We start from the raw sequence: 21,817 nt of genomic DNA, 5'->3' as shown, positions 1-21,817 counted from the left end.
CGTTTCGCCCCCAATAACCTGATTGAGCGCCGCCTCCATTCAAGTCCATTTGAAGCGCAGAACTCCGGACATTCACAGACCTAAATTCCGCTTCGAACGGTCCGTGGCTCAGATTCCTGACGGTAAATCAATCGCATATGCCAGTAAATTCGGTGCAAATTCGGGTTTGAAGCTTGACTCGATTACCCGCCTTTCGTGCATGATGAGAATGCGCAACGTATTCTAGTTGCTGTCGCGAACTGTCTGATTTCTCAGGAGGCGGACAATGGAAGCACTTGTTAACGGCATTAATTCGATTCTTTGGAACTACGTCCTGATTTACGGATTATTGGGGACGGGAGTGTTTTTCACCATTCGTCTCGGCGCGCTGCAGTTCCTTCACTTTGGTGAAATGATCCGCGTTCTGACGTCGGCCAAATCCACAGACAAACGGGGTATTTCACCTTTTCAGGCGCTGACAGTCAGCCTTGCCTCGCGCGTTGGAACCGGCAACTTGGCGGGCGTTGCGGTGGCTTTGACCCTGGGTGGTCCCGGGGCAATCTTCTGGATGTGGATCGTGGCTTTGGTTGGCATGGCCACCGCTTATTCCGAAAGTACGCTGGCGCAGCTTTATAAGGTGACGTCCTCTAATGGCCGGTTCCGAGGAGGTCCGGCTTTCTACATGGCCAACGCCCTGAATGCGCCCTGGGCCGGTGTGATCTTCTCGATCTGCCTGATCGTCAGTTTCGGCCTGGTATTCGTTGCGGTGCAATCCAATTCGATTGCAGAAGCATTCGAAGGTGCGTTTGGGCTAAACAAGCTGATTGCGGGTCTGGCACTGGCGGCCGCAGCGGCGGTGGTCATCTTTGGCGGCATCCGAACCATTGCCAGATTTGCCGAAATCGTCGTTCCGCTGATGGCCGGGCTGTATTTGCTGCTGGCCTGCGTCGTTGTCGTACTTAACCTGCCTCAGGTGCCAGCCATGTTATGGTCCATCGTCGCCGGAGCGTTTGGCCTTCAAGAAGCCGCCGGGGGCGTTACCGGGGGTATTATGGCGGCAGCGTTGAACGGTATCAAACGCGGGCTGTTTTCCAACGAGGCGGGAATGGGTTCGGCCCCGAACATCGCGGCCGTGGCCACACCCGATCCCCACCACCCGTCGAGCCAGGGTTTCGTTCAGGCCTTTGGCTGCTTCGTCGACACAATTTTGGTCGCCACGGCGACCGCCTTGCTGATCCTTCTTTCCGGCGCAATCGAGTTGGATGGCCCAACTGGAATGCGCCTGACACAGGATGCGGCGGCGGTTCACCTGGGTGAGATTGGCCGCCACTTTATCGCAATCGCAATCGTCTTTTTCGGTTTCACGTCAATTCTCGGCAATTACTCGTACGCGGAAAACGCGATGACGTTTCTGAAGCTGGAAGGCAAAGTGCCCATCTACATTTTGCGCCTCGGGTGCCTTGCCATGGTCGTCTGGGGCGCGATGCAGGCTGTCAGTACGGTGTTCAATTTTGCGGACGCTGCCATGGGAATAATGGCTACAATCAACCTGGTCGCAATACTGCTGTTGTCCGGCACTGTGTACAAATTAACTGCGGATTACTTTTCTCAACGACGGCAAAATCTTGAGCCCCGCTTTATAGCAAGCAAGTTCCCGGAATTCGGTAAAGGTGTGGATCATGACGTCTGGTCGGAGGAAGAATATGCCGAACCCCAGCGTGATTGAAAGCGGAGAGCTTCAGGTAATTCTGGATGACATCGCCGACCGAGTGGCCGGTATGTCCGACCGAGGGAAGGTCGCGCAGTATATTCCGGAACTTGCCACCGTTGATCTGAACCAGTTTGGCATTGCAGTTGCGCCTGTAGACGGCACCCCGGTATCGGCCGGGAACGCAGACACGCTTTTTTCCATTCAGAGCATTTCCAAGGTATTCTCGCTCACCGTCGCCCTCAAACGCGTCGGCGCAACATTGTGGCAAAGAGTAGGCCGTGAACCCTCGGGCGATCCGTTCAATTCGATTGTCCAGCTTGAGCACGAGCGCGGAATCCCCAGAAACCCGTTCATTAATCCCGGGGCAATTGTTGTGGCTGACGTTCTGCTGGAAGGCAAAACGGCCGACGAAGCCGTCGAAGATGTGTTGGCGCTTTGCCGGGATCTCGCAGAAGACAGTTCCATTCAGGTGGACGATGCGGTTGCGGATTCTGAGATGCGGACCGGTTCACGAAACCGGGCACTTGCGCATTTTATGGAGGCCGAAGGAAACCTCAGGGCACCGGTCGAAGAGGTTCTGTCACTGTACTTTCGCCAATGCAGCATCGCCATGTCCTGTCATCAATTGGCCGTAGCCGGCCGTTACCTTGCCGCCGCAGGCCAAAATCCGGCGGATGGTTCTACCGTGCTGTCGGCCCAGCGCGCCCGAAGGGTCACCGCGTTGATGATGATGTGCGGTTCGTACGATGCCTCCGGCGAGTTCGCCTTCCGCGTAGGCCTTCCGGCCAAAAGCGGCGTCGGCGGCGGTATCCTTTGCATTGTGCCCGGCATTGCCGCAGTCACTGCATGGAGCCCCGGGCTGGACCCAAAAGGCAACTCTCATCTGGCAACGATCGCATTTCAGGAATTGGTGCGCGCAACCGGATGGTCGGTTTTCGGACCCAACCGCTAGAGCCTGGAGGTGCCGAAGCAATTCCTCAATCTGTTGAGCCAAACCTGCGCAGCACGTTGCGGGTGATCCGCTCCACTTGTGGATCGGAGCGTGTCAGCCCCATGACCCATTCGCATGTTCCGGCGGTGAACACCTCTCCTTGCCCGCGCTGCCAGTGCACGATTGCGCCATTCCCACGGGTACTTCGATCCAACGTCTCCTCGGTGACTTCTCCGAACAGGCTCTGAGCTTTGAAGGCTGCATCCGCGTCGCCGATATAGGCCGTCTCGCCCCAGACGCCGTGCGTCGGCTCGACATTCGTAGCCAGCCCCAGCGCCAAAATCTGAATCGCCGGGTCGGCTCCGTCCGTGCCGGTTGGAAAAGGCAGGCCATCTTCCATCCGGTAGTCCAGCCCATCGACCTCATACCCGAAAATCCGAGAAGCAGATCCCAACTGATCTCCGTATCCCAATTGTGTGTCTTCCAAAGCCCAATGGCCGGGTCGATAAACAGTAAATCCACCGCTGCCCTGCCCGACGCACCGGCCCAAACCCGCGTACACACCTTTTAGTCCATTAACCCCGAATGTCTCGGTGCCGGGCCATTTGACCGGAACGACCTCCCACGCGGCGGTCACCAGATGCTGTTGATCTGTACCCACAAGGGGATCAGCATCGGCCGCATACTTGTAGCAGACCTGCGTACGACCTTCGTCTTCGATCCGAGTTTGCCACAGAAAATTGCCGCCGAACCGAGCCACCCTTCCGCCGTGGGTGACATAGCGGTCGACGGCATGGCGCATGTTTGCGCTCCAGTATTCATCGTGCCCAACGAATACCGCACACTTGTAGCATGCCAAAAGGTCCAGGTCTGCGTCCAGATCGTGCTGGGTGGCAAAGTCGAGCTCGAACCCCTGTGCCTCAGCCCAGCGCGCAAAATGGCGCTCGTAGCTGGCCCATCCTGCCGACGCGTACTTCTTGGAATAGCCGTAGGCATAGGCCCATTCCATGTACGGGTACCGCACCATGGTTCCTGGCACGTGCGGCACTTCCGGAACTGCGCGCGGTGCGCCTTCGGGCAGTTTGCAGAATCCTCGCGTCCAGGGCCGCTGGGTGGATACGACGGGCGAGAACGCATTTCTGTCCGGGCCCGTGATCCCTTCATAGTGGTTGGACCCACCCCAACAGTTGTAGGCCAGCCAAGTCCCGGTGGCACAGATCAGAATATAGGGCGCAGGCGGTTTGTCCGCTGAACGGCGCAGTAGAAACAGATGATGCTCTTCGACCCGGTCGCCGTCCCGTCCAGCGCTGAGGGTGACCAGATACCCCCCCTCCTGCCAGTCTTTGGGGATGGTAAACGCATAGGTGACATCCCAACCGCATCCGACGACTGAGCAATCTTCGGGTGTCGTTTGGTGCACCCCTTCCAACCCAACTTCGTGCAGAACCGGTTCGTACCGCAAACCGTCCCGGCCAATTTCGAGATCCCAGCTTTCAGCCGTCGTTGAAACCCGTAACTCCACCTGATCGCCCGGCGCATAGGTCATGCGATCAGTGTACCCCCAGATCTCCAACACTCCATCGTCACGGCAAGGTCCGATGTAGTAATTGTCCAGAATGTGCCGCGCTTTCGCTCGGGTTCGGGGCGTGGTGGCGGGGTCTTTGGTTTCAGAACGCGTCATGAGTTTGGCTTCCATTCCGGCGGCTTTTTAGGCCTGCTGCCACGGTCAGAACAAGTCGCGATATTGCTTGTGCCCATCTGTTCTTTCCCCAAAGTTCTGAACCATACTGATGTGTAATTGCTGTCGATGATTGGCTGAAATGACCGCAACATGTCGCAAGTCCTCTGCGGGCACTCACGTATTTCTCACACCAGGCTTTGACTTAACCCGAGCGGCACGGTGTTGGCGCGTAGAAATTTCCAAACAAACATAGTAATGTTTCAATATGATGGGGTTTTGAGACTTCGGTCTCAGAATACTTGGGGAGAAATTGGAATGAAGTTGCCTTTTTTGATGCTTGTGTCGATGAGTTTTACCGCTTTATCGGTACATGCGCAGGAAAACCCGATTCAACACGATGCGGAGTTTTACATCCTGCAAGCACAGCATGGCGAGCAATGGGCGCAGGATGATGCCGCCGTCGATGACGCGCTGGCCGCGTTTCGGGAAAGCAACGGAGGAAATCCCCCGAACATCATCAGTGTCTTGATCGATGATATGGGCTTTGGCGACATGGGAATTCCCGAGCTCAACGCCGTTCGGGGATATGAGACTCCGAACATCAACGATTTCTCAGATCAGGCACTGCGGATGGTGCGGATGTACACCGAGCCTTCGTGCACACCGACCCGCGTTGCGCAGATGACCGGGCGTTTGCCTGTGCGAATGGGCATGGGCGATACGACCGTGGATATCGCGGGCTTTGGTTTGCCCAGCGATGAGGTAACGCTGGCCGAGGTGTTGAAACAGGCGGGCTACACCACCAGTCATGTCGGCAAATGGCACATGGGCGATATCGCAGAAAGCTGGGCGATGAATCAGGGATTTGACTATGCCCAGCACGCCATCCACCAGCAGGGACAGTTGACCATCTTCAACGACGACGCGATCAAAGAGCAGGTCTCGGTCGCGATCCAGGACTATGACGACAAATACACGCTGGACGGTTGGTTCCGACCGGACGCTGCCGCGATGATGACCGTAATCGAAGGTGAAACCGGTGGGCCGATACGCGAAATCCGCATGGAACCGGGCGAGCGCTGGAACGCTGCGAAATACGATGAGATGAACCAGGCGTTTCAGGACAAGACAATGGAAGAACTGGATCGTCTTGCAAGTGGGGAAGACCCGTTTTTCCTGCAATACTGGCCGATGATCCCGCTGGACAACACCCGCGCCGGACGGTCGGGACCAGAGAGCGTGAATGGCGGTCTATATGTGGACAAAATGCAGTTGCTCGATCAGTGGCTGGGCGACTTGTTTGCGCGGCTGGAAGAGCTGGGCCTGACGGAAAACACCGTGGTTGTAGTCATGGGCGACAACGGCCATTTCACCAAATACGCGCCGCAATCCGGATTCACCCCGCTGATCTATGCTGGCGGCAAAGGTGACACGACCGAGGGCGGAATCCGTGTCGATGCCTTCATCCGCTGGCCCGGCATGATCGAGGCAGACGGATTGCTCAACAGCATCATCCATGTCTCCGATCTCTACACGACACTGTCGCGCTTTGCCGGGGCAGATCAGTACATTCCGCGGGATAGGCTGGTGGATGGGGTGGACCAGTCTGCTGCCCTACTGTTTTCCGACGAATCCAAGGCCCGTCGCGATCACGTCATCGTCTATTCGGTGAACAAGCCCGAGGCGGTCGTGAAAGACCAGCTAAAGCTGAAACTGCCGGGACCGGGGGAAAGCGCTATTCTGGCGAAGTTCTTTGATCTCTACCGGGACACGCGCGAAGAATATTCGGTCTCAACAGAGGTTGGTGCCTGGGGCGGGCAGGAATTCGCGCGCATCCTTGGCCGCCACATGGCCCGCAAAGAGAAATTCCCCGACACCGCACCCGCCTATGGCGTGCCCTACGAAGGGATCGAGAATATCCGACCCGAAACCCAACTCGCCGTCGATGCGTTTTTGACAAAACGTGCCTCGCCCCAGCAATAGCCAACTTCGGGCGCGCCGCTCGCGTTCCAACATCAGGTGATCCACATGGCAGGAACCCTAATATTCACACTCGGCTTGATTGTTTCGCTAGGCATCGGCTTCGTCTACTTCCGCGATCTTGGCGACATTTCGCAGATGGTGCTGAAGGTAAAGCGAAAAAATATGGTGCGTTTTATCCGGCACGAATACCGTCTGATCGCTGTCGGACTGGGCGGTTTCGCAGTCGCGACGCTTGCGCATTTCATTCTGGGTGTCGGTCCGTTCTGGCTGTGGCTTGTCGCAGCATTTCTGGTGTTGCTGCTGTATGGGTTTCCGTATGTTTGGGTCCATCTGGGGCTGAGAAATCAACTCAACGATGCCGCGTTCTTTCCCATTTCCGAGGCGCAAAAATACATCGGCCCAACCGCGCCCGTCATTGTGATAGAGAACAACGGCCACGCCCGTGCGCACCCGGATGCCCAGATCATGCGCCCCCATTTGGCTGGCAACGCCGACGGCTTGGGCGGGGAAGACATCGTCATGACCTTTTGTGCGATGGCAAATCTTGGACAGGGCTACGCACCTCGCATCGAAGGTCACCGACTGAATCTGGAGGTGTTGGCGCAACACGGGAACAACCTGATCCTGCGAGACAATGAATCCGGCGAACCGATCCAGCAGATCTATGGGTTTCGCGAGGCGGATCGTGACACGAACGCGGACGGCCCTGCCTGTCCGCTGCGCCCCGAAGCGCGGATGCAGCCATGGCCGACCTACCGGATGACATTCCGCGGATTTCAAAAGGCCTTTCCGGACGGCGAAGTGTATCTGAACAAGCCTTCCACCAACCCTTTCCTGCGCCTGCTGGACATGGTGACAGAGATCACGTTTGGCTGGGGGATCGCACGCCAACATCAGGAAAATGCGCCGGTCATGGACAACATGGACAGGTCGGATGACCGGTTGCCCAACAAGACCTATGTCTGGGGAATCACGATCGGCAACGACGCCACTTGCTGGACCGATGACTTCGTGGTCGAGAACAACTGGATCGTAAACGCCAATGTGGGCGGGCGGGACGTCGTTGTAAGCCTGGACCCGAAATATGAAAGTCTTGGTGTCTGGTACAATGACAGCGGCCAGCCAGTCACCCGATGCGACTTCTGGGGAATGTCGGATCAGGGTAAGCTGCAAAGGGTCGAAACCCTACGCGCTGGTGTGTTCTGGCACGTCTGGTCCGAGTTCTTTCCGGAAACGGATATCAACCGCGTGGGACAGCGCGCAGTTCAGGCTGGTGAAGCCGCAGAATAGCAAAGGTGGTCGGATCGAACCGCCGTTTTGGATTAAAGGGAGATTTACTATGGGATTTACAAGGGCAATAGCATCCGCTGCGCTGATATTGGCGTCATGGGTGCCGATGGCAACAGCGCAGCAATCCGATTGGTCTTACGAAGCGACAATCTATTTGTTTATGCCGGAGACAGAGGTTTCCCAGGAAACGGCGCGTGGAACAGTGGACGGAACACTCACGTTTTCCGACGCGCTCAAAAACCTCGATTTAGCCTTCATGGGTGTATTTGGCGCTTCCAATGGGCGCTGGTCATTTCTGGCTGACTACAACTATGTAGACGTCTCTTTCAGCAACGACACACCCGGACCGGCAAGTTCTGGGTTGGAAACCTCCCTCACAACTCAGTTTTTTAGCGGCTATGTCGGATACAGGGCCTACACAACTGACAAGGGCTTCGTGGACTTGGTTGGTGGCTTCCGTTGGTTCCGCACCCAGACAGACTTCGTCGTTCTGCCGGGGGCGGCACCAGGCCGGTCTATCAATGTTGATGAAAGCTGGACAGACCCGGTCATCGGTTTCAGAGCCCGCGTCGCATTCAATGACAGATGGTCAGGCACAGGATTCTTCGACTATGGCGGGTTCAGCAGTGACAGCGAGACATGGCAGGTGTTGTTGACCGCGGATTACGAAATCAATGAAAGGTGGCTGATCAGAGGCGGCTATCGCTATATCTCATTCGATCATGAGATCAACGGCAATGATTTCAAGTTCTCCCAGTCAGGGCCCATGATAGGCGCGACCTACCGGTTCTAAGAATTCCGCCGCGCCCGGCATGATCTGATCCTGCTAGAACGCAGGGTCGATCATGGTCGCATAGTTATCAGCCAGTATCTTGGCGTCGGCGCGGTTGAACTTGACCGATGACAGCGCCTCCATGTCGATTTGCACTGGACCGTCGAACAGTTTCGCTAGATCGACGGTCAGATGCACCGCAGTGCCATCATTGGCCGAAAGACCCGGCGGTAAAGCAAACGCAACCTCGCGCGCGTTTTCGGAAAAACCCACATGGTAGACCAGCGGCGACACGTTATCGCCGACACGTAACGCGCCCTCGAAAACGACGAACTTGTAACCGACTTCCCAATTCCAAGCCATTTGGCTGTTGGGGTCCAGATCGCCCCGCGCCTCAATCGAGCCATTGGCATCAGGGTCCACGCCGATCAGGAAGCGCACGTGATCAATGGCGCCAAGAGGCACATCATTTAATGTAATCAAATGCGACTTGTCGGGATTGTCGAACCGAAGCAGATGATAACTATCGGGCTGGGCGAACGGCGTTCCTTCTTGCGACAAGGTCAAATTGCTAAGGTAGAACCGAAAATCGCGAACCCTGAATGTGCCGGACCCGCCAGGATTCTCATAGACAAATTCGTCATATACCAGAGGGTTATCGCCCATTTTGGCGTGAAAGCTAAGAGTGATCGAAGTCCTGCCTTCAGGCTTGAGCGCGACATGCAATGCGCCTCCAACGATCAGGATCAGCAGCACCGCAATCCCCCATAAAACCCGAGAACGTCGCATCAGGTGTCTCCTTCGAACGGGTCGGAAAACCGTGGGTTTGTCAGAAAGGCATCATCGGTCAGCGTATGCAGAAAGGCGATGATTGCCTCAATTTCTTCGGGCGTCATGCGCAGGCCGACAGTTTGCTGTCCGGCTTCCGGAGCATTGTCTGCCTCAAGGATCAATGGGCTGAGCGTATCGCTGACGACAATACCGTCATTGTAGTGCACCATGACATCTTCCAACGTCTCAAATCGCCCGTCGTGCATATACGGCGCAGTCACCGCGATGTTGCGTAGTGTTGGGACCTTGAAGAAGCCTTTGTGCGCCGGGTTAGCCGTTACGGCCATCAGGCCATCAGGCAGGTCTTCGTCTGAATCCAGCCCATTGTTTGAAAACCCGTCCAGCGCATCGCGGAACCCGGACGTCAGAAACTGGCTGTGACAGTCGATGCAGTTCCCACCGCGCAAGGAAGTTTTTGTATCCGGATGCGCCATGAACAGTTTGCGCCCGTGTTCTTCCTGCGCAGTCAATCGCGCCTCACCCCGCAGGTACTTGTCATACTTCGAGTCTGACGAGATCAACATGCGCATGAATGTCGACAGCGCGCGTGCGACATTTTCGGCGCTGACCTCGCCATATGCCTGGCGAAACATCTTTCGATACGTGCTTGACGTCTGTAATTCGCCAATCAACGCGTCCAGGTCCTGACCCATCTCATCCGGGTGCTGGATTGGCAATAAAGCCTGTTCCTCCAACGAAGCCGCGCGCCCGTCCCAAAAGAACCTCTCCTGCCCCCAAAGCAGGTTGGCCAGGCTCATCGAACTGAAGTTCAGTTCGCCACCTGACAACGCAGGTGACTTTGCCAGCCCGTCGGTAAATGCCAAAGCCTGCACATGGCACGATGCGCACGCGACCTGATTGTTACCGGACAGAATAGGATCGTAGAACAGGTGCCTGCCCAGGGCAAAGGCTTCCTCGGTCAACGGATTGTCCGGCGGGACGGCAAAGCGCCCAAATACGAAGGGTGCCGAGAAATCCGCGATGGGCGTCGGCACCGGTCCACGCGCGCGGTCCCACATTACCCACGCCGCCGCAATCAATGCGGCAGCGGTAATTGTCAAAAACACTCGAAGCATAGCGCCTCCAGAGCATCAATGGTGGTGCACGAAACCTGATCCGAACAGCCCTTCGACGTTGTCCACGCCTTTGTTGTAGCGTTCTTTGAAATTCACCTCGGCAATGCGCTCACCTGAGGCCAGATCATGAATCGTGATCGTGTGGGCGTTAAGATCGGCGATGAAATCTACATCCGTCGGGTCCTCGTCGGCCGCATTCCCCAGATTCAGCAGGTTGTTCTGAATGGCGATTAGGTCCCTGCCCGAAGCGGACGTGAAAAAGATCATGTGATGCGCGCCCGGGTCGGCAACGATATCCGGCCCGCTTGAAACCAACTCGGGAAGGGCCGCCAATTCATAGCGTTTAACAACGCCCGGCAGGGCGTGCGATATAAACAGTTCATCCTCGGTGCCGTAAAACTCCAACGGAACTGCGGTTTCGTTGGAGACACCGCTGTAGATGACCTCGGCCTCTCCGAAAGTCTTGGAACTGGCGTCATAGGGCACTTTCCAGGTTTCAAACCCGAACATCGTATTGGCCAGAATGGCGGGTTCGATGTCGGCATGCATGCTGGGCCGCGCAAACAGAACCTCGACCGGAGAAGATGGGAAATCCAACGGCTTCTCGTTTTCAACCAGAATATTCTCGATGGGTTCGAGCGTATTGAGGTCGATAATCGTCAATACGTTTCCCACCCCGGTGGCCATGTCCGGATGTATCGTCGAGGTGACCACCATCCGGTCTTCGAACGCGGAAATACCGTGCGGGTACATGATGTAAGGCTCGCCCTCGCCGATCTGGCTTTTGCGGGCTTCAATGATCTTGACGACTTCGTTGGTCTGCGTGTCGAACACACCAACCGAACCGCCATCATCTCCGCCCGTGCCGCCCATGAAGGTCACGAACATGTACTCCTGCCCGTTCGAGGTCGTCCACATGATGTCTTCGCCAACGACCTGTCCCTTGGTGTCCAGGCAGGTGAAACCTTCAATCACCGGCGTCCCGCTGGCGTCACGGGACAGTCCAATCTCTGCCAGGCTGCAGGACGGGTCCAGCCCGGTCGAATACAGGCGCCCATTTGGGCTGTAGTACAGGTGATGCAGCGGGTGTTCCATGTCGGGCTGTTCAACCTCGCTGAGGATCTCTCCGAAACGGTCGGATTCCGGGTCCAGCTCGACAATGGCCACGCTGTGCTTGGTATCCAGCGTCGGCAGCCCGCGTAGCAGCACCATACCCTGACTTTCCTCGCGGTTCTGAGCCTCAGCCGTCGACAGCCCGCAGACCATCAGGGCCGCGCCAATCAATGATATCTGAGTAATTTTGCTGAGTTTCATAGCCTTCCCCCCATGTGATGAAACTTCGGAAAAACTGCGGTTAGAAATGCACCTTACCCAACGTAATATCACATTGCATTCTTTGCACCAAACCGACCCTTGCCCGCCAACGAAAAACGCCGCCTTGTGACAGGCGGCGTTTGTTTGGGGTTTACTCGGCGGAATGCGTTAAGTGCCTTGCACTGCTTTCATAAAGCGATCGCGGATAACAACGGGGTCCATTGTAATCGGCGGCATCTTGGCATTGCCGCTTTCACACTTACTGACGATGATCGTCATTTTCTTGGCATCCAGAGCCTCTTGCAAAACGCGACCGGTGTCTTCGGCGCGACACTCGATTACGCGCTCACACCCTGCCGCCTCCGCCATCTTGGACAAAGAGGTTTTTTGGCCGGCATAAGTCGGCTGATCCCCGGTCGACCCGTAAGAGCCGTTGTCGACAATCAAAAGGATATAGTTGTCGGCCACATTGTTGGCGATGGTCGGCAAGGTGCCCAGATTGGTCAGAACCGACCCGTCGCCGTCGATCACGATCACCGGTTTCGGCTGTGACAAAGCCAACCCCAGGCCGATGGACGAGGCCAGACCCATCGTGCCCAGCATGTAGAAATTGGTGGGCTGGTCGTCGATGGCGTGCAGTTCCTGACTGGGAATGCCGATATTGCAGACGACCAGTTGATCCCGGAGGATCGGCGCGATTTCTTTCAGGATTTCAGAACGGATCATTGGTCGCCATAGCCTCCCCAGAAATTGGCGTCAGTCAGAATGGCGACCGGCTTGTTGCACATGAAGGTGTATTTCAGGATCGCGTCCAATTCCTCGACATCTGACTGGTTATGGAAGTGGTAGGTCGGGATGTTAAGTTGCGCCAACAGCGCCTTGGTATGCACTGCCATTTCTACCTGACAGGCGATGGGTTCACGCAATTCGCCCCTATAAGAAATCAGCATTGGCAAAGGAATCCGGTAATACTGGATCAACGTCGCCAGCGTGTTGATCGTCACACCGATCGCTGTGTTCTGCATGATTATGGCGGGGCGTTTACCCCCCATCCATGCACCGGCACACAGGCCCATTCCTTCATCTTCCTTGTTGGAAGGGATGTGATAGATCCCTTCGCGCGCGTCGATCTCTTCGATCACCCCGGCCAGCTGCTTGCACGGAACGGTGGTGACAAACGAAATATCGTTGGCCACCAGATCGTCGGTGATTTTTTTGTCTATGTTCATATCCGTTTTGTCAGTCCTGTATGGGGCGCGCGTGGCGCGATTTACGGGTTAAAGCCTGCGGTGCACATGCACGGCGCAGGGCGCATGACGGACGACGCGCGACGCAGTCGATCCAAGAAAATAGTCGCTGATGCCGGGTTTGTGCGAACCGATGACAATGCAGTCAAAGTCGTTTTGAGTAGCAAAATCGATTACCGTACGGGCCGTGTGTCCCTTGACGATTTCTGCCTGTACACCTTCGAGCCCTGAAACCTTGTCTCTCAACAGGTTACGCGCCGCGCGGAACCCTTCGGAGACGACATCCTTGTCGAGATAGGCGCTGACGGACCCTTGGGGCATTTCGTAGACATGCAAGGCCACGATTTCGGCACCCTCTGCCGACAACGCCCGGGCAACTTCCAAAGTGTGTTGGGAAATTCCGTGATCCAACGCCATTGGTACGAGAATTTTTTTATACATGAATACCTCCGTTACTGCCGGGCCTAGACCCAGGGAGCGAGGATAATCTTTGGCGCGGCGACCACACCACTCCGCAGGTCACGAAACGCGGCGGCAGCGTCGGGCAACGCCCGCTCCTCCACCCAGTCCAACGCGCCCAGACGACCATCGAAAATCGCCTGCGCGGTCTTTCGAAAATCCTCGGCCGTATACGTATAGGTGCCGATAAATGTGATTTCCTGCAAGGTCATACGGCGTATGTCCAAACCTCCTGTGTCTTCGCCCAGCCCAACATGCACTACCACGCCACCCGGCTGAACAAGCTGCGAAGCGGCAGCACGGGTTGCTGTGAAGCCAACGGCATCGATCACCAAAGGGTAGTTATCAGTCGTGGCTGCGCGGGTTTTGAAAGCATCAAGCTCCTGCAGGTACACGCGCCTCGGCTCGTTTGGTTCGACAAGAGTCACGTCTGTGATACCTGCAGCCTTCAATGCCAACGCGGCAGCCACACCAATTGCGCCGCCTCCGATCACCAGCGCTTGCCGTCCCATTGCAGGGTGCAGCGCCTCAAGGCCCAACCGGACGGCGTGCCAGCTGACAGCAAGTGGTTCGGCCAGCGCCGCCTGCTGAAAAGTCACGTGATCCGGAACCTCTACCAAGTTGGAATCTGGCATAGCGACGTATTGCGCGAATGCCCCTTCGCGCGGAGGCATCGAGATGATCTGGCGGTCAATACACAGGTTTTCGCGCCCGGCCTGGCAAGCCGGGCATTCACCACAATTTACCAACGGATTGATCGTCACTCGCGTACCGTCACGTGGCCCGCCAACAATGATGCCCGCGGCCTCGTGGCCCAGAATAAGAGGCGCTGGACGGCGCGCATCGTGACCCAGATAAGCATGCATGTCCGAGCCACAGATTCCGACAGCCTCAACCCGGATCAGTTGTTCACCGATATCGGGCGAGGCATCGGGAACATCCTCATAGGTCAATTGCTCAACACCTTGGTAAACAAGCGCTTTCATTTCGCTGTGAACCCTCCGTCAACCATCAAAACCTGCCCGGTGACATAATCTGACGCCGGTGAGCACAGGAACAGGATCGGTCCATCGATGTCCGCCATCTGCCCGTTTCGGTGCATGCAGGTCTGTGCAGCGTTACGGGCAGCGCGTTCAGGGTCGTCGAACACGGCCTGTGTCAGCTCGGTCGGGAAAAACCCCGGACCGATGGCATTGGCGGTAATACCGTGAGATGACCACGCTTCGGCCATGGCCCTCGTCAACTGTCCGATACCGGCTTTGCTGGCTCCGTAAGCGACCCCGCCGGGAAAGGCGCGCGTTGTCTGCAGCGAGGCAAAATTTACGATCCGTCCCCACCCTTTGACCTTCATCGCGGGCACCAATGCCTGACTCAGGAAGAACGGCGCGCTCAGGTTCAAGGCGAGGGTCTGGTCCCAGCCGTCAGCAGTCACTTCGTCGGCCGGTTCGCGGGTGTTGACCCCCGCTGCATGCACCACGATATCCGGCGGGCCAAATCTGGCGCCGACCTGATTGGCCAACGACGCAACCCGGGACCGTTCGGCTATGTCTGCGACGACGGTATCTATGTTATCGCCGCTTTCCGCCTGCAAATTGGCTAACGCCTCAGCCCGACGCGCCACGCCGACCACGTGCGCACCAGCGGCGGCCAACACCAGCGCCACCCGCCGGCCAAGGCCGGAGCTGGCCCCGGTCACGCAGGCCACCCGCCCAGTCAGATCAAACAACGCGCGGGGGTCATCCATCGGCGGTTAAGTCGAACTGTTCGTCGGGGAAGTATTTTGCCAAACGAATATCCGCGGCACGAGCATGTCCCTCCATCCCTTCAAGGCGGGATATGCGCGCGGTGGCTTCAGCGATGGATTTCGAACCCTCGCGTGTTGCCCGCTGCCAGGTGACGATCTTCATGTATTTGTGGACACTCAGCCCGCCGGTATAGCTGGCCGCGCCTGACGTTGGCAGCACGTGGTTCGTGCCGGTTGCCTTGTCACCATAGGAAACTGTGGTTTCTTCCCCCAGAAATAGTGAGCCGTAGCAGGTCAACCGACCCAGCCACCAATCCAGATCCTCGGCTTGAACGGTCAGGTGTTCAGGCGCGTATTCATCCGAACATGCCGCCATTTCTTCTCGATCAGAACACACAATAACCTCGGCATAATCGCGCCATGCAGCAGCGGCGTTTTCCCGATTCAACTCGGGCAGATCGTCAATCAGCACTGGCACCAGATCCATTACCTTTTGTGCAAGGTCGCGGTCATCGGTGACCAGCCAAACTGGCGAGTTATAGCCATGTTCCGCCTGACTGACCAAATCGGTCGCAACCACATGCGCATCCGCCGAGCTATCCGCAAGGATCAGGCTGTCGGTCGGCCCCGCAATCATGTCGATGCCAACCTTGCCGTAGAGAATACGTTTGGCTTCGGCCACAAACTGGTTGCCGGGGCCCACAAGGATGTTCGCGCGCGGCAGATCGAACAAGCCGTAAGTCATAGCGGCCACGCCCTGTACGCCACCCATCGCCAGGATGCTGTCGGCCCCGCAGATATGCGCAGCATAGACAATCGCGGGCGCCACGCCTTCATTCGGTCGCGGAGGAGAGCAGGCCGTGATATGGCGACATCCAGCGACCTTGGCCGTGGTTACGGTCATAATCGCGCTGGCGATGTGGCTATAGCGCCCTCCGGGCACGTAGCACCCCGCCGCGTCCACCGGGATGGCCTTTTGGCCGGCGATGAAACCCGGCACGATCTCCATCTGAACATCGGAAACTGTAGCTTTCTGCGTTTCGGCAAAGCGGCGTACGTTGTCATGTGCAAAGCGGATGTCGGCTTTCAGCTTTTCCGGCACCAACGCGATGGCGGCTTCGATCTCCTCTGCGCTCATCAAGACATTGCCTTCGTACTTGTCGAACTTGGCTGCGTATTCCAGCGCTTTGGCATCGCCGCCGACCTCGATGTCGGCAAGGATGGTCTTGACCGTGTCATGCACTTCCGTGGCATGGGATTGCGGTGTCAAAGTTGCCTTTTTCAGGTAGTCACGCGGCATATTCGGTAAGTCCTATTGGTAGATTTCAGGAAGCAGAGTGGTCGAAACCGAGGGCACATACGCAATCAGAAGAACCACGATCAGCATTGTCAAAACAAAAGGCACGGCACGGGCTGCGATCTTGAGGATGGACTCGCCCGTAATGCCTGATACGACGAACAGGTTCAGGCCCAGCGGTGGAGTGATGAACCCAACACCCAGCGCGGTGATCATCATGATGCAGAACTGAATCTCGTTCATGCCGATATTGTCGGCCAGTGGCTTCAGTATCGGGGCGAGGATAACAATGTTTGGCGTCGTTTCCATTACGCAGCCCGCAGCGATCAGGATGCCGATCATCAGCAGGATCAAAAGGTACGGATCGTCTGTCATAGCCGTGACCGAAGCAACAAAGCCCTGCGGCACTCCCATGATCGCCAGTGCCTCAGCCAAAGGGGCCGAAAAGGCGATGATCGGCAGGATAACTCCGTTCACCTTGGCTGAACTGACCAGCATCGACGGGAAATCGGCCAGTGTCAGCGTGCGCAGGATGAAGCCCATGATGATGGTGACGACCACTGCGGTCGCACCGGCCTCGGTCGGTGTCAAGCGGCCCGAGAAAATGCCATAGAAGATGATGCCGGGTACGATGAAAGCGTACCAGCCGGATTTCAGCGCTTTGCCTAAATTTGCCAGCCATTCGCCCATGGTCATCATGCCGCCGCCCTCATAGGCGTAGAGGCGGTTCATGATGATGTTGGTGATAAGAATGGAAACCAGAATGGCGAGACCGGGGATCAGCGCGGCGAGGAACAGAGTCGAGGCAGATATTCCCAGCACGAGGCCGATGATGATATAGGCAATCGACGGTGGAATCAGGATACCAGTACAGGCCCCCGCCGCGACCAGTGCACAGGCGTAGGGACGCGGGTAGCCGCTTTCGACCAATCGGTTGATCGTCATGCGTCCCACGGCCGCCGCGCCGGCCGCATCCGATCCCGAGATCGCCGCGAACATGCCGCAGACCAGTACCGTGGCCGATCCGAAACCGCCTTTAGCGAAACAGGTTAGAGCTTCGGCCACATCCAAGAATTTGCGCGACAGGCCGGTGCGGACCAGCACGTCACCGGTCAGGATGAACAAGGGCACAGCGGTCAGGGCAAATGCGTCAATGCCGGTGAACAGGCTCTCGCCCACAAGACTTAGAGGCAGATCGCCAGACATGACCAGCATGACAATTGCCGCCGATCCAATCGCAGCCCAAACCGGAACCGCCATGGCAATCAGTGCAACGAACAGGATCACCGGGACATAGAAATCCCACCCCAGCTCCACGGTTTGATTGAGAGAGTTCCAGAGCATCCGCCTCACCCTCAGTCAAACAGCTTGTCGCCTTCGAAGACGGGAGTGCCGTCACGAAGGGATTTAAGATCACGTAGGAATGACTGGATCAGGCGCCAGATCATCAGCGCAAAGCCGGTTGGAACCGCCATCAAGAACCAGACCTTGGAAACGCGCAAACCGTCGGTGACAGATCCGAACTTGGCCGAGACATGAACCGCCTCATACGACCAATAGAGAGCGATGATCGCGACCAAGAACATCACCAGATCGCCGAAGATATACAGCACCGCCTTGGGGCGCGGCCCAAGGTAGTGCATGATCACGTCGATGCGAATATGGGCGCGTTCCTTGACCGCCGCTGCGGCTCCGATCCAGGCCAAATAGATGAACGAATACCGGACGATCTCTTCGCCCCAGATCGAGGAATAGGCAAAGATCTCACGCCGCAGAACCTCGATGGCCATTGTGATGACCAGCATCACGTAGAACACCAGCAGCAGCCAGCGCTCGGCGTTGCGGTCTATGTTTTGCAGTAAGGTCATCGGTTCCCTCGATGAATGGACAGCCAAGCCAGTGCCTTCGGATTTATGCTTTTTCCGGCCCGGCTGATTGAGTGTGCCGCGGGCGCCTGAGAAGCGCTCGCAGCGATGGCATCAGGCGTCGTGGACGTAGTATTGGCCTTGCGTACCGGCCGCCTCGACCAGTTTCTCGAAGGCGTCCATCGACCCGGCCAATTCAGTCTTGAACGGATCCCAGTCGGCATTCTGATACCCGCCAACACTTTCCCATTCGGCCAGTTGGTCCGCGCTGAGCGAATGGAACTCCACACCAGCCTTGTTCAGCTCGGCCATGGCATAGGCACGGGCCGAGGGAACTTTGGCAAGGTTCTGATGGCTGGTCATTTCAGAGCCCCACATGATGCCTTCCTGAACGTCCGGCGGCATCGAGTTGAACCATTCGAGGTTGCACGAATAGACCTGACTGTCAGGCACGGCCTGCGTGAAGGTCACATGGCTTAGGATGTCCTTGAACCCGAACACATACAGCGCACCCACCGACGGATCGAGCGCATCTGCGACCCCCTGCTTGATGGCCGAGGGGGTCTCCCCCCAAGCAACAGGCGTCGGGTTCGCGCCGACCATACGATAGTATTGCTGCAGCATTTTTGATCCCGGTACGCGGAACTTCACACCGCTCATGTCACCCGGCGTTACGATGGCGTTACCGCCCTGACGTACCGCAACAACGCGCGGATCGATCACCACATAGAACAACGCCTTGAACCCGGCGGCCTCGACCTTCGGGTGAACCTCGTTCTTCCACGTGTCCGAATGCACGAGGTTGGTGAACTTCTGGTTCGAACCGCACAGGTACGGCATGTTGATCAGGTCCACAGTCGAAGCAAACGGTGCGAAATTGGACAGCGAATGCTGCGCGGCCTGAATGGTGCCGCCCTGCACTTTTTGCACCAGCGCCCCACCGGCCCCCAACTGACCACCCGGAGCCAGCTTTACATAGACCTTGCCGTTCGTTGCGTTCTGGATGTTCTCCTTGAGATCCAGTTGCATGATCGGATAACTGCGCGATGCACCCAGCACATAGGCAGTAGCGACGGTCATCACGTGGTCTGCCGCTTGCTCACGCTCACGTTCTTCTTTTGCCGTCTGCGCGGCGGCCTCGGACGACCACAGGACGCCCCCGGCACCGGCAACCAGAGCGGCCGTGAATGCGCCGCCGGCGCTGAGCTTCATGAAATTGCGGCGCTCTTCTGACGCCAGTTCGTTTCTGTCGTTCTTCATTTAGTGCCCTCCCATTGGAAAAATTCAGCCGTCGCTTTCTGCGTCGCGATCAGCCTCTTTTTTCAGAATTGCGACAACGAACAGGATCGACGCCGCGAACAGAACCAACATCTCTCCGACATCCCCAAGAAAGGCGTTGTCAGCAAATGCTCCCAAAGCCACGTTTGCAAAGTAGACGACAAACACGATTATGGATGCAGCCAGAAACATCTCTTGGACTCCCTTTGGAATCGGTCCGACGTCATTTGTAAGCGCTTACATCCAAAATGCAAGCGCTTACATAACTGCTTCCCTCTGAGTGCAGTTAGGTTTACACTTATTGAAAAAAGCAAATTGCGAGTTTGAAAATGGCGAAACTTCGGTCCGCGCCGACACTGGATGATGTGGCCAAAATGGCCGGCGTTTCGACGGCAACCGTGTCACGCTGCCTCAACAATCCGGACCGGGTGGTAGAAGCCACGCGTAAGCGTGTTCAATCCGCCGTTGACGCCCTTGGATATACACCGAACTTTGCGGCTCGCGTCATGGCAGCCAAGCGGTCATTCACCATTGGCGCAATCATTCCAACCATGGAAAACGCAATCTTTGCACGCGGCCTTCAGGCCTTTCAGGAAGAGTTGCACCACCGCGGCTACACGCTTTTGGTTTCCAGCTCAGCGTACAAACCCGACATCGAAGAAGAGCAGATCCGGACACTGATTGCCCGTGGTGCCGATGGGTTGCTGCTGATCGGTCATGATCGCGATCCCAAGATCTATGACTATTTGAACCAACAGAAAGTCCCGGCCTTGATCGCCTGGTCCTTTTTGCCCGGTTCAAGGCTCCCCTCCATTGGATTTGACAACCGCGCGGCCATGTTCGAATTGGCAAATCACGTTATCTCACTAGGGCATGAACAGATCGCAGTGATCTCTGGCATCGTCGAGGGCAACGATCGTGCGCGCCTCAGGGTTGAGGGCATTCGGGATGCGATCAGAAACTGCGGTCTCGAGACCGGCAATCTGAAAATTATCGAAACGCCCTATGAAATCGAAAATGGTGCCAACGCGTTCCGCGATCTCATGAATACGGACACACCGCCGACCGCAATCCTGTGTGGCAACGACGTATTGGCCGCTGGTGCCTTGCGGCAGGCACAAGAGCTGGGGCTGAACGTACCCGGCGATGTTTCGATCACAGGCTTCGACGATATCGAACTTGCCCGGATTGTCAGCCCTGCACTAACGACCGTCCATGTCCCGCATCGAGAAATGGGGCTCAAAGCAGCCCTGCAATTGATTGAGATGGTCGAAAATCAAACGACTGGCACTGGTGAGCGGCTGGCGACACGCGTCGTGAATCGCCCTTCGCTGGGCAGCCCCCCCCAAAGCTAGGCGGCTTCTGACTCCATGGTGCGGAATTCGTCTTTCAACCAGGAGTACTTTGCGCACATGGGTCGCGTGAAATGCTGCCGGATCAGTTTCCCCATAACCTTCTGAATCAATTCCGAGGTCGTGACAGGGTACACCTCGGTAGTGAACAGCGACACGGTCCGCACAAAATTGCTGCCCGGAAACGGCATGGCCTTGACGCTGTTATGGAACCGCTGGGTCCGGTGAAAACATGCCGCTGTGGTGATCGCCCAGCCACTGCCTTGGGCGACCAATCCGATGATGGACTGATTGCACTCCAACTCGAACCGGTTCGGAAGGCTGAACTTGCTGCGCGCCAATTGTATCTCGATCTGTTTTCCGATCACGTAATCGCGCGAGTAGCGCAGCAATGGCAAATCCGCGTCCGGAGTAAACAACTCTTCGGGACGGCCTTCAAAGCTGTTGGGCAACACAACTACAAACGGATCGCGCATAAGCGGATACTCGATCAGCCCCTCGGTACGCCCCGGTGGTCTTGTGGCGACGCCGACATCCAGTTTGTGCTCTTGCAGCTTGGCGAGGATTTCGTGGCTTGGGCGTGTGAAATGCCGAAAATTGCAGCGCGGCAGGGCCTGCGCCAGAAACCGAACAAGGTCAGGTGCGATCTGGTTATCGAAATCGTCAATCAGCGCCAATCGCAGGTCGGTCGCATGTTGCCAGTTGCCCGTGCGGATTTCCGCCTCACCACGCTTCAGAACAGTCAGGCCGTCGCGGACATAACGCGCGAACACTTCGCCCGCCGGTGTAAGACCCATTGGTCTGCGACCGTGATCCACCAGTTCGATGCCCAGCGCACTTTCCAAACTGCGCAGATGGTTCGAGACCGTACTGATCGACAAGCCCGTTTCGGACGCGACCTGCTGGATTGATCCGGATTTGGCGATCAGCTGGAAAACTTCCAGCCATCTCAGGCTTAAAGACTTTGACACAGCATTCGACCATTGTTTCGATTTGTTCGAAACTAG

Annotated in this window: 21 protein-coding genes; 6 read left to right on the top strand and 15 right to left on the bottom strand. The window is 56.9% G+C overall.

Annotated elements, in window-relative coordinates; translation table 11 throughout:
- The first annotated feature begins 265 nt into the window (after positions 1 to 265).
- Positions 266 to 1,705, top strand: a complete 1,440-nt coding sequence (locus tag ACR0AA_RS19325) for an alanine/glycine:cation symporter family protein (protein WP_480665612.1) — start codon at positions 266 to 268, stop codon at positions 1,703 to 1,705.
- The gene (locus ACR0AA_RS19320; RefSeq protein WP_480665611.1) at positions 1,683 to 2,642 is read left to right on the top strand and encodes a glutaminase; all 960 of its coding nucleotides are present in this window, start codon (positions 1,683 to 1,685) and stop codon (positions 2,640 to 2,642) included. Before ACR0AA_RS19325 ends, ACR0AA_RS19320 begins: the two co-directional genes overlap by 23 nt.
- A gap of 25 nt (positions 2,643 to 2,667) precedes the next feature.
- On the opposite strand, the gene ACR0AA_RS19315 is transcribed toward ACR0AA_RS19320, so the two are convergent.
- Entirely contained in the window at positions 2,668 to 4,302 is a 1,635-nt protein-coding gene (locus ACR0AA_RS19315; RefSeq protein ID WP_480756852.1) for a N,N-dimethylformamidase beta subunit family domain-containing protein, read from the bottom strand.
- Positions 4,303 to 4,617: 315 nt separating this feature from the next.
- Between ACR0AA_RS19315 and ACR0AA_RS19310 the strand changes: the two genes are divergently transcribed.
- The 3 genes from ACR0AA_RS19310 (at position 4,618) to ACR0AA_RS19300 (ending at position 8,368) form a co-directional block, all read left to right on the top strand.
- Positions 4,618 to 6,285 (top strand): sulfatase-like hydrolase/transferase, encoded by a 1,668-nt coding sequence (locus ACR0AA_RS19310; RefSeq protein ID WP_480756849.1) that lies wholly within the window; start codon positions 4,618 to 4,620, stop codon positions 6,283 to 6,285.
- A 45-nt stretch (positions 6,286 to 6,330) separates the two neighbouring features.
- Complete coding sequence (locus tag ACR0AA_RS19305; protein ID WP_480756847.1) at positions 6,331 to 7,575, top strand: DUF3179 domain-containing (seleno)protein; 1,245 nt, start codon at positions 6,331 to 6,333, stop codon at positions 7,573 to 7,575.
- A gap of 106 nt (positions 7,576 to 7,681) precedes the next feature.
- Complete coding sequence (locus ACR0AA_RS19300; RefSeq protein ID WP_480756845.1) at positions 7,682 to 8,368, top strand: outer membrane protein; 687 nt, start codon at positions 7,682 to 7,684, stop codon at positions 8,366 to 8,368.
- Positions 8,369 to 8,401: 33 nt separating this feature from the next.
- Here the strand turns inward: ACR0AA_RS19300 and ACR0AA_RS19295 are convergent, their stop codons facing one another.
- The 13 genes from ACR0AA_RS19295 to ACR0AA_RS19235 all read right to left on the bottom strand — a co-directional run bounded on the left by ACR0AA_RS19295 (position 8,402) and on the right by ACR0AA_RS19235 (position 19,650).
- Complete coding sequence (locus tag ACR0AA_RS19295) at positions 8,402 to 9,136, bottom strand: MbnP family protein (RefSeq protein ID WP_480756843.1); 735 nt, start codon at positions 9,134 to 9,136, stop codon at positions 8,402 to 8,404.
- On the bottom strand, positions 9,136 to 10,254 hold the full coding sequence (locus tag ACR0AA_RS19290) for a cytochrome-c peroxidase (protein WP_480756840.1): 1,119 nt from the start codon (positions 10,252 to 10,254) through the stop codon (positions 9,136 to 9,138). Before ACR0AA_RS19290 ends, ACR0AA_RS19295 begins: the two co-directional genes overlap by 1 nt.
- 15 nt (positions 10,255 to 10,269) lie before the next feature.
- Positions 10,270 to 11,568, bottom strand: a complete 1,299-nt coding sequence (locus ACR0AA_RS19285; RefSeq protein ID WP_480756838.1) for a hypothetical protein — start codon at positions 11,566 to 11,568, stop codon at positions 10,270 to 10,272.
- 168 nt (positions 11,569 to 11,736) lie between these two features.
- Positions 11,737 to 12,294, bottom strand: a complete 558-nt coding sequence (gene comE, locus ACR0AA_RS19280) for a sulfopyruvate decarboxylase subunit beta (RefSeq protein WP_480665603.1) — start codon at positions 12,292 to 12,294, stop codon at positions 11,737 to 11,739.
- A complete protein-coding gene (gene comD / locus ACR0AA_RS19275) occupies positions 12,291 to 12,797 on the bottom strand; it encodes a sulfopyruvate decarboxylase subunit alpha (RefSeq protein WP_480665602.1) in 507 nt (168 codons plus the stop codon). Before comD ends, comE begins: the two co-directional genes overlap by 4 nt.
- Positions 12,798 to 12,845: 48 nt before the next feature.
- A complete protein-coding gene (locus tag ACR0AA_RS19270; RefSeq protein ID WP_480665601.1) occupies positions 12,846 to 13,256 on the bottom strand; it encodes a universal stress protein in 411 nt (136 codons plus the stop codon).
- A gap of 23 nt (positions 13,257 to 13,279) precedes the next feature.
- A complete protein-coding gene (locus tag ACR0AA_RS19265) occupies positions 13,280 to 14,260 on the bottom strand; it encodes an alcohol dehydrogenase catalytic domain-containing protein (RefSeq protein WP_480756831.1) in 981 nt (326 codons plus the stop codon).
- Positions 14,257 to 15,018: an SDR family NAD(P)-dependent oxidoreductase gene (locus ACR0AA_RS19260; RefSeq protein ID WP_480665599.1), complete on the bottom strand. Its 762-nt coding sequence runs from the start codon at positions 15,016 to 15,018 to the stop codon at positions 14,257 to 14,259. Before ACR0AA_RS19260 ends, ACR0AA_RS19265 begins: the two co-directional genes overlap by 4 nt.
- Positions 15,011 to 16,318: a histidinol dehydrogenase gene (gene hisD / locus ACR0AA_RS19255; RefSeq protein ID WP_480665597.1), complete on the bottom strand. Its 1,308-nt coding sequence runs from the start codon at positions 16,316 to 16,318 to the stop codon at positions 15,011 to 15,013. The genes ACR0AA_RS19260 and hisD overlap by 8 nt, the downstream gene beginning before the upstream one ends.
- A 12-nt stretch (positions 16,319 to 16,330) precedes the next feature.
- Positions 16,331 to 17,659 (bottom strand): TRAP transporter large permease, encoded by a 1,329-nt coding sequence (locus ACR0AA_RS19250; RefSeq protein ID WP_480665596.1) that lies wholly within the window; start codon positions 17,657 to 17,659, stop codon positions 16,331 to 16,333.
- A gap of 11 nt (positions 17,660 to 17,670) precedes the next feature.
- Entirely contained in the window at positions 17,671 to 18,183 is a 513-nt protein-coding gene (locus ACR0AA_RS19245; protein WP_480665595.1) for a TRAP transporter small permease, read from the bottom strand.
- Positions 18,184 to 18,294: 111 nt separating this feature from the next.
- Positions 18,295 to 19,440, bottom strand: coding sequence for a TRAP transporter substrate-binding protein (locus ACR0AA_RS19240; RefSeq protein ID WP_480756826.1), 1,146 nt, complete (start codon positions 19,438 to 19,440; stop codon positions 18,295 to 18,297).
- Between the two features lie 24 nt (positions 19,441 to 19,464).
- Complete coding sequence (locus ACR0AA_RS19235; RefSeq protein ID WP_480665593.1) at positions 19,465 to 19,650, bottom strand: hypothetical protein; 186 nt, start codon at positions 19,648 to 19,650, stop codon at positions 19,465 to 19,467.
- Between the two features lie 137 nt (positions 19,651 to 19,787).
- Between ACR0AA_RS19235 and ACR0AA_RS19230 the strand changes: the two genes are divergently transcribed.
- Positions 19,788 to 20,813 carry a LacI family DNA-binding transcriptional regulator gene (locus ACR0AA_RS19230; protein ID WP_480665592.1) on the top strand — a complete coding sequence of 342 codons (1,026 nt, stop codon included), beginning with the start codon at positions 19,788 to 19,790 and terminating at the stop codon, positions 20,811 to 20,813.
- On the opposite strand, the gene ACR0AA_RS19225 is transcribed toward ACR0AA_RS19230, so the two are convergent.
- Entirely contained in the window at positions 20,810 to 21,781 is a 972-nt protein-coding gene (locus ACR0AA_RS19225) for a LysR family transcriptional regulator (RefSeq protein ID WP_480665591.1), read from the bottom strand. The genes ACR0AA_RS19230 and ACR0AA_RS19225 overlap by 4 nt on opposite strands.
- Positions 21,782 to 21,817 lie beyond the last annotated feature (36 nt).

The organism is Ruegeria sp. CE8 (assembly GCF_056537465.1).
The sequence above is the reverse complement of the archived record's forward strand: the minus strand, read 5'-3'. Positions and strand labels throughout refer to the sequence as shown.

Excerpts from the sequence above, each read along its gene's own strand:
- ACR0AA_RS19325 (WP_480665612.1), top strand. The coding sequence starts at position 266 with ATGGAAGCACTTGTTAACGGCATTAATTCGATTCTTTGGAACTACGTC.
- ACR0AA_RS19320 (WP_480665611.1), top strand. The coding sequence starts at position 1,683 with ATGCCGAACCCCAGCGTGATTGAAAGCGGAGAGCTTCAGGTAATTCTG.
- ACR0AA_RS19315 (WP_480756852.1), bottom strand. The coding sequence starts at position 4,302 with ATGACGCGTTCTGAAACCAAAGACCCCGCCACCACGCCCCGAACCCGA.
- ACR0AA_RS19310 (WP_480756849.1), top strand. The coding sequence starts at position 4,618 with ATGAAGTTGCCTTTTTTGATGCTTGTGTCGATGAGTTTTACCGCTTTA.
- ACR0AA_RS19305 (WP_480756847.1), top strand. The coding sequence starts at position 6,331 with ATGGCAGGAACCCTAATATTCACACTCGGCTTGATTGTTTCGCTAGGC.
- ACR0AA_RS19300 (WP_480756845.1), top strand. The coding sequence starts at position 7,682 with ATGGCAACAGCGCAGCAATCCGATTGGTCTTACGAAGCGACAATCTAT.
- ACR0AA_RS19295 (WP_480756843.1), bottom strand. The coding sequence starts at position 9,136 with ATGCGACGTTCTCGGGTTTTATGGGGGATTGCGGTGCTGCTGATCCTG.
- ACR0AA_RS19290 (WP_480756840.1), bottom strand. The coding sequence starts at position 10,254 with ATGCTTCGAGTGTTTTTGACAATTACCGCTGCCGCATTGATTGCGGCG.
- ACR0AA_RS19285 (WP_480756838.1), bottom strand. The coding sequence starts at position 11,568 with ATGAAACTCAGCAAAATTACTCAGATATCATTGATTGGCGCGGCCCTG.
- comE (WP_480665603.1), bottom strand. The coding sequence starts at position 12,294 with ATGATCCGTTCTGAAATCCTGAAAGAAATCGCGCCGATCCTCCGGGAT.
- comD (WP_480665602.1), bottom strand. The coding sequence starts at position 12,797 with ATGAACATAGACAAAAAAATCACCGACGATCTGGTGGCCAACGATATT.
- ACR0AA_RS19270 (WP_480665601.1), bottom strand. The coding sequence starts at position 13,256 with ATGTATAAAAAAATTCTCGTACCAATGGCGTTGGATCACGGAATTTCC.
- ACR0AA_RS19265 (WP_480756831.1), bottom strand. The coding sequence starts at position 14,260 with ATGAAAGCGCTTGTTTACCAAGGTGTTGAGCAATTGACCTATGAGGAT.
- ACR0AA_RS19260 (WP_480665599.1), bottom strand. The coding sequence starts at position 15,018 with ATGGATGACCCCCGCGCGTTGTTTGATCTGACTGGGCGGGTGGCCTGC.
- hisD (WP_480665597.1), bottom strand. The coding sequence starts at position 16,318 with ATGCCGCGTGACTACCTGAAAAAGGCAACTTTGACACCGCAATCCCAT.
- ACR0AA_RS19250 (WP_480665596.1), bottom strand. The coding sequence starts at position 17,659 with ATGCTCTGGAACTCTCTCAATCAAACCGTGGAGCTGGGGTGGGATTTC.
- ACR0AA_RS19245 (WP_480665595.1), bottom strand. The coding sequence starts at position 18,183 with ATGACCTTACTGCAAAACATAGACCGCAACGCCGAGCGCTGGCTGCTG.
- ACR0AA_RS19240 (WP_480756826.1), bottom strand. The coding sequence starts at position 19,440 with ATGAAGAACGACAGAAACGAACTGGCGTCAGAAGAGCGCCGCAATTTC.
- ACR0AA_RS19235 (WP_480665593.1), bottom strand. The coding sequence starts at position 19,650 with ATGTTTCTGGCTGCATCCATAATCGTGTTTGTCGTCTACTTTGCAAAC.
- ACR0AA_RS19230 (WP_480665592.1), top strand. The coding sequence starts at position 19,788 with ATGGCGAAACTTCGGTCCGCGCCGACACTGGATGATGTGGCCAAAATG.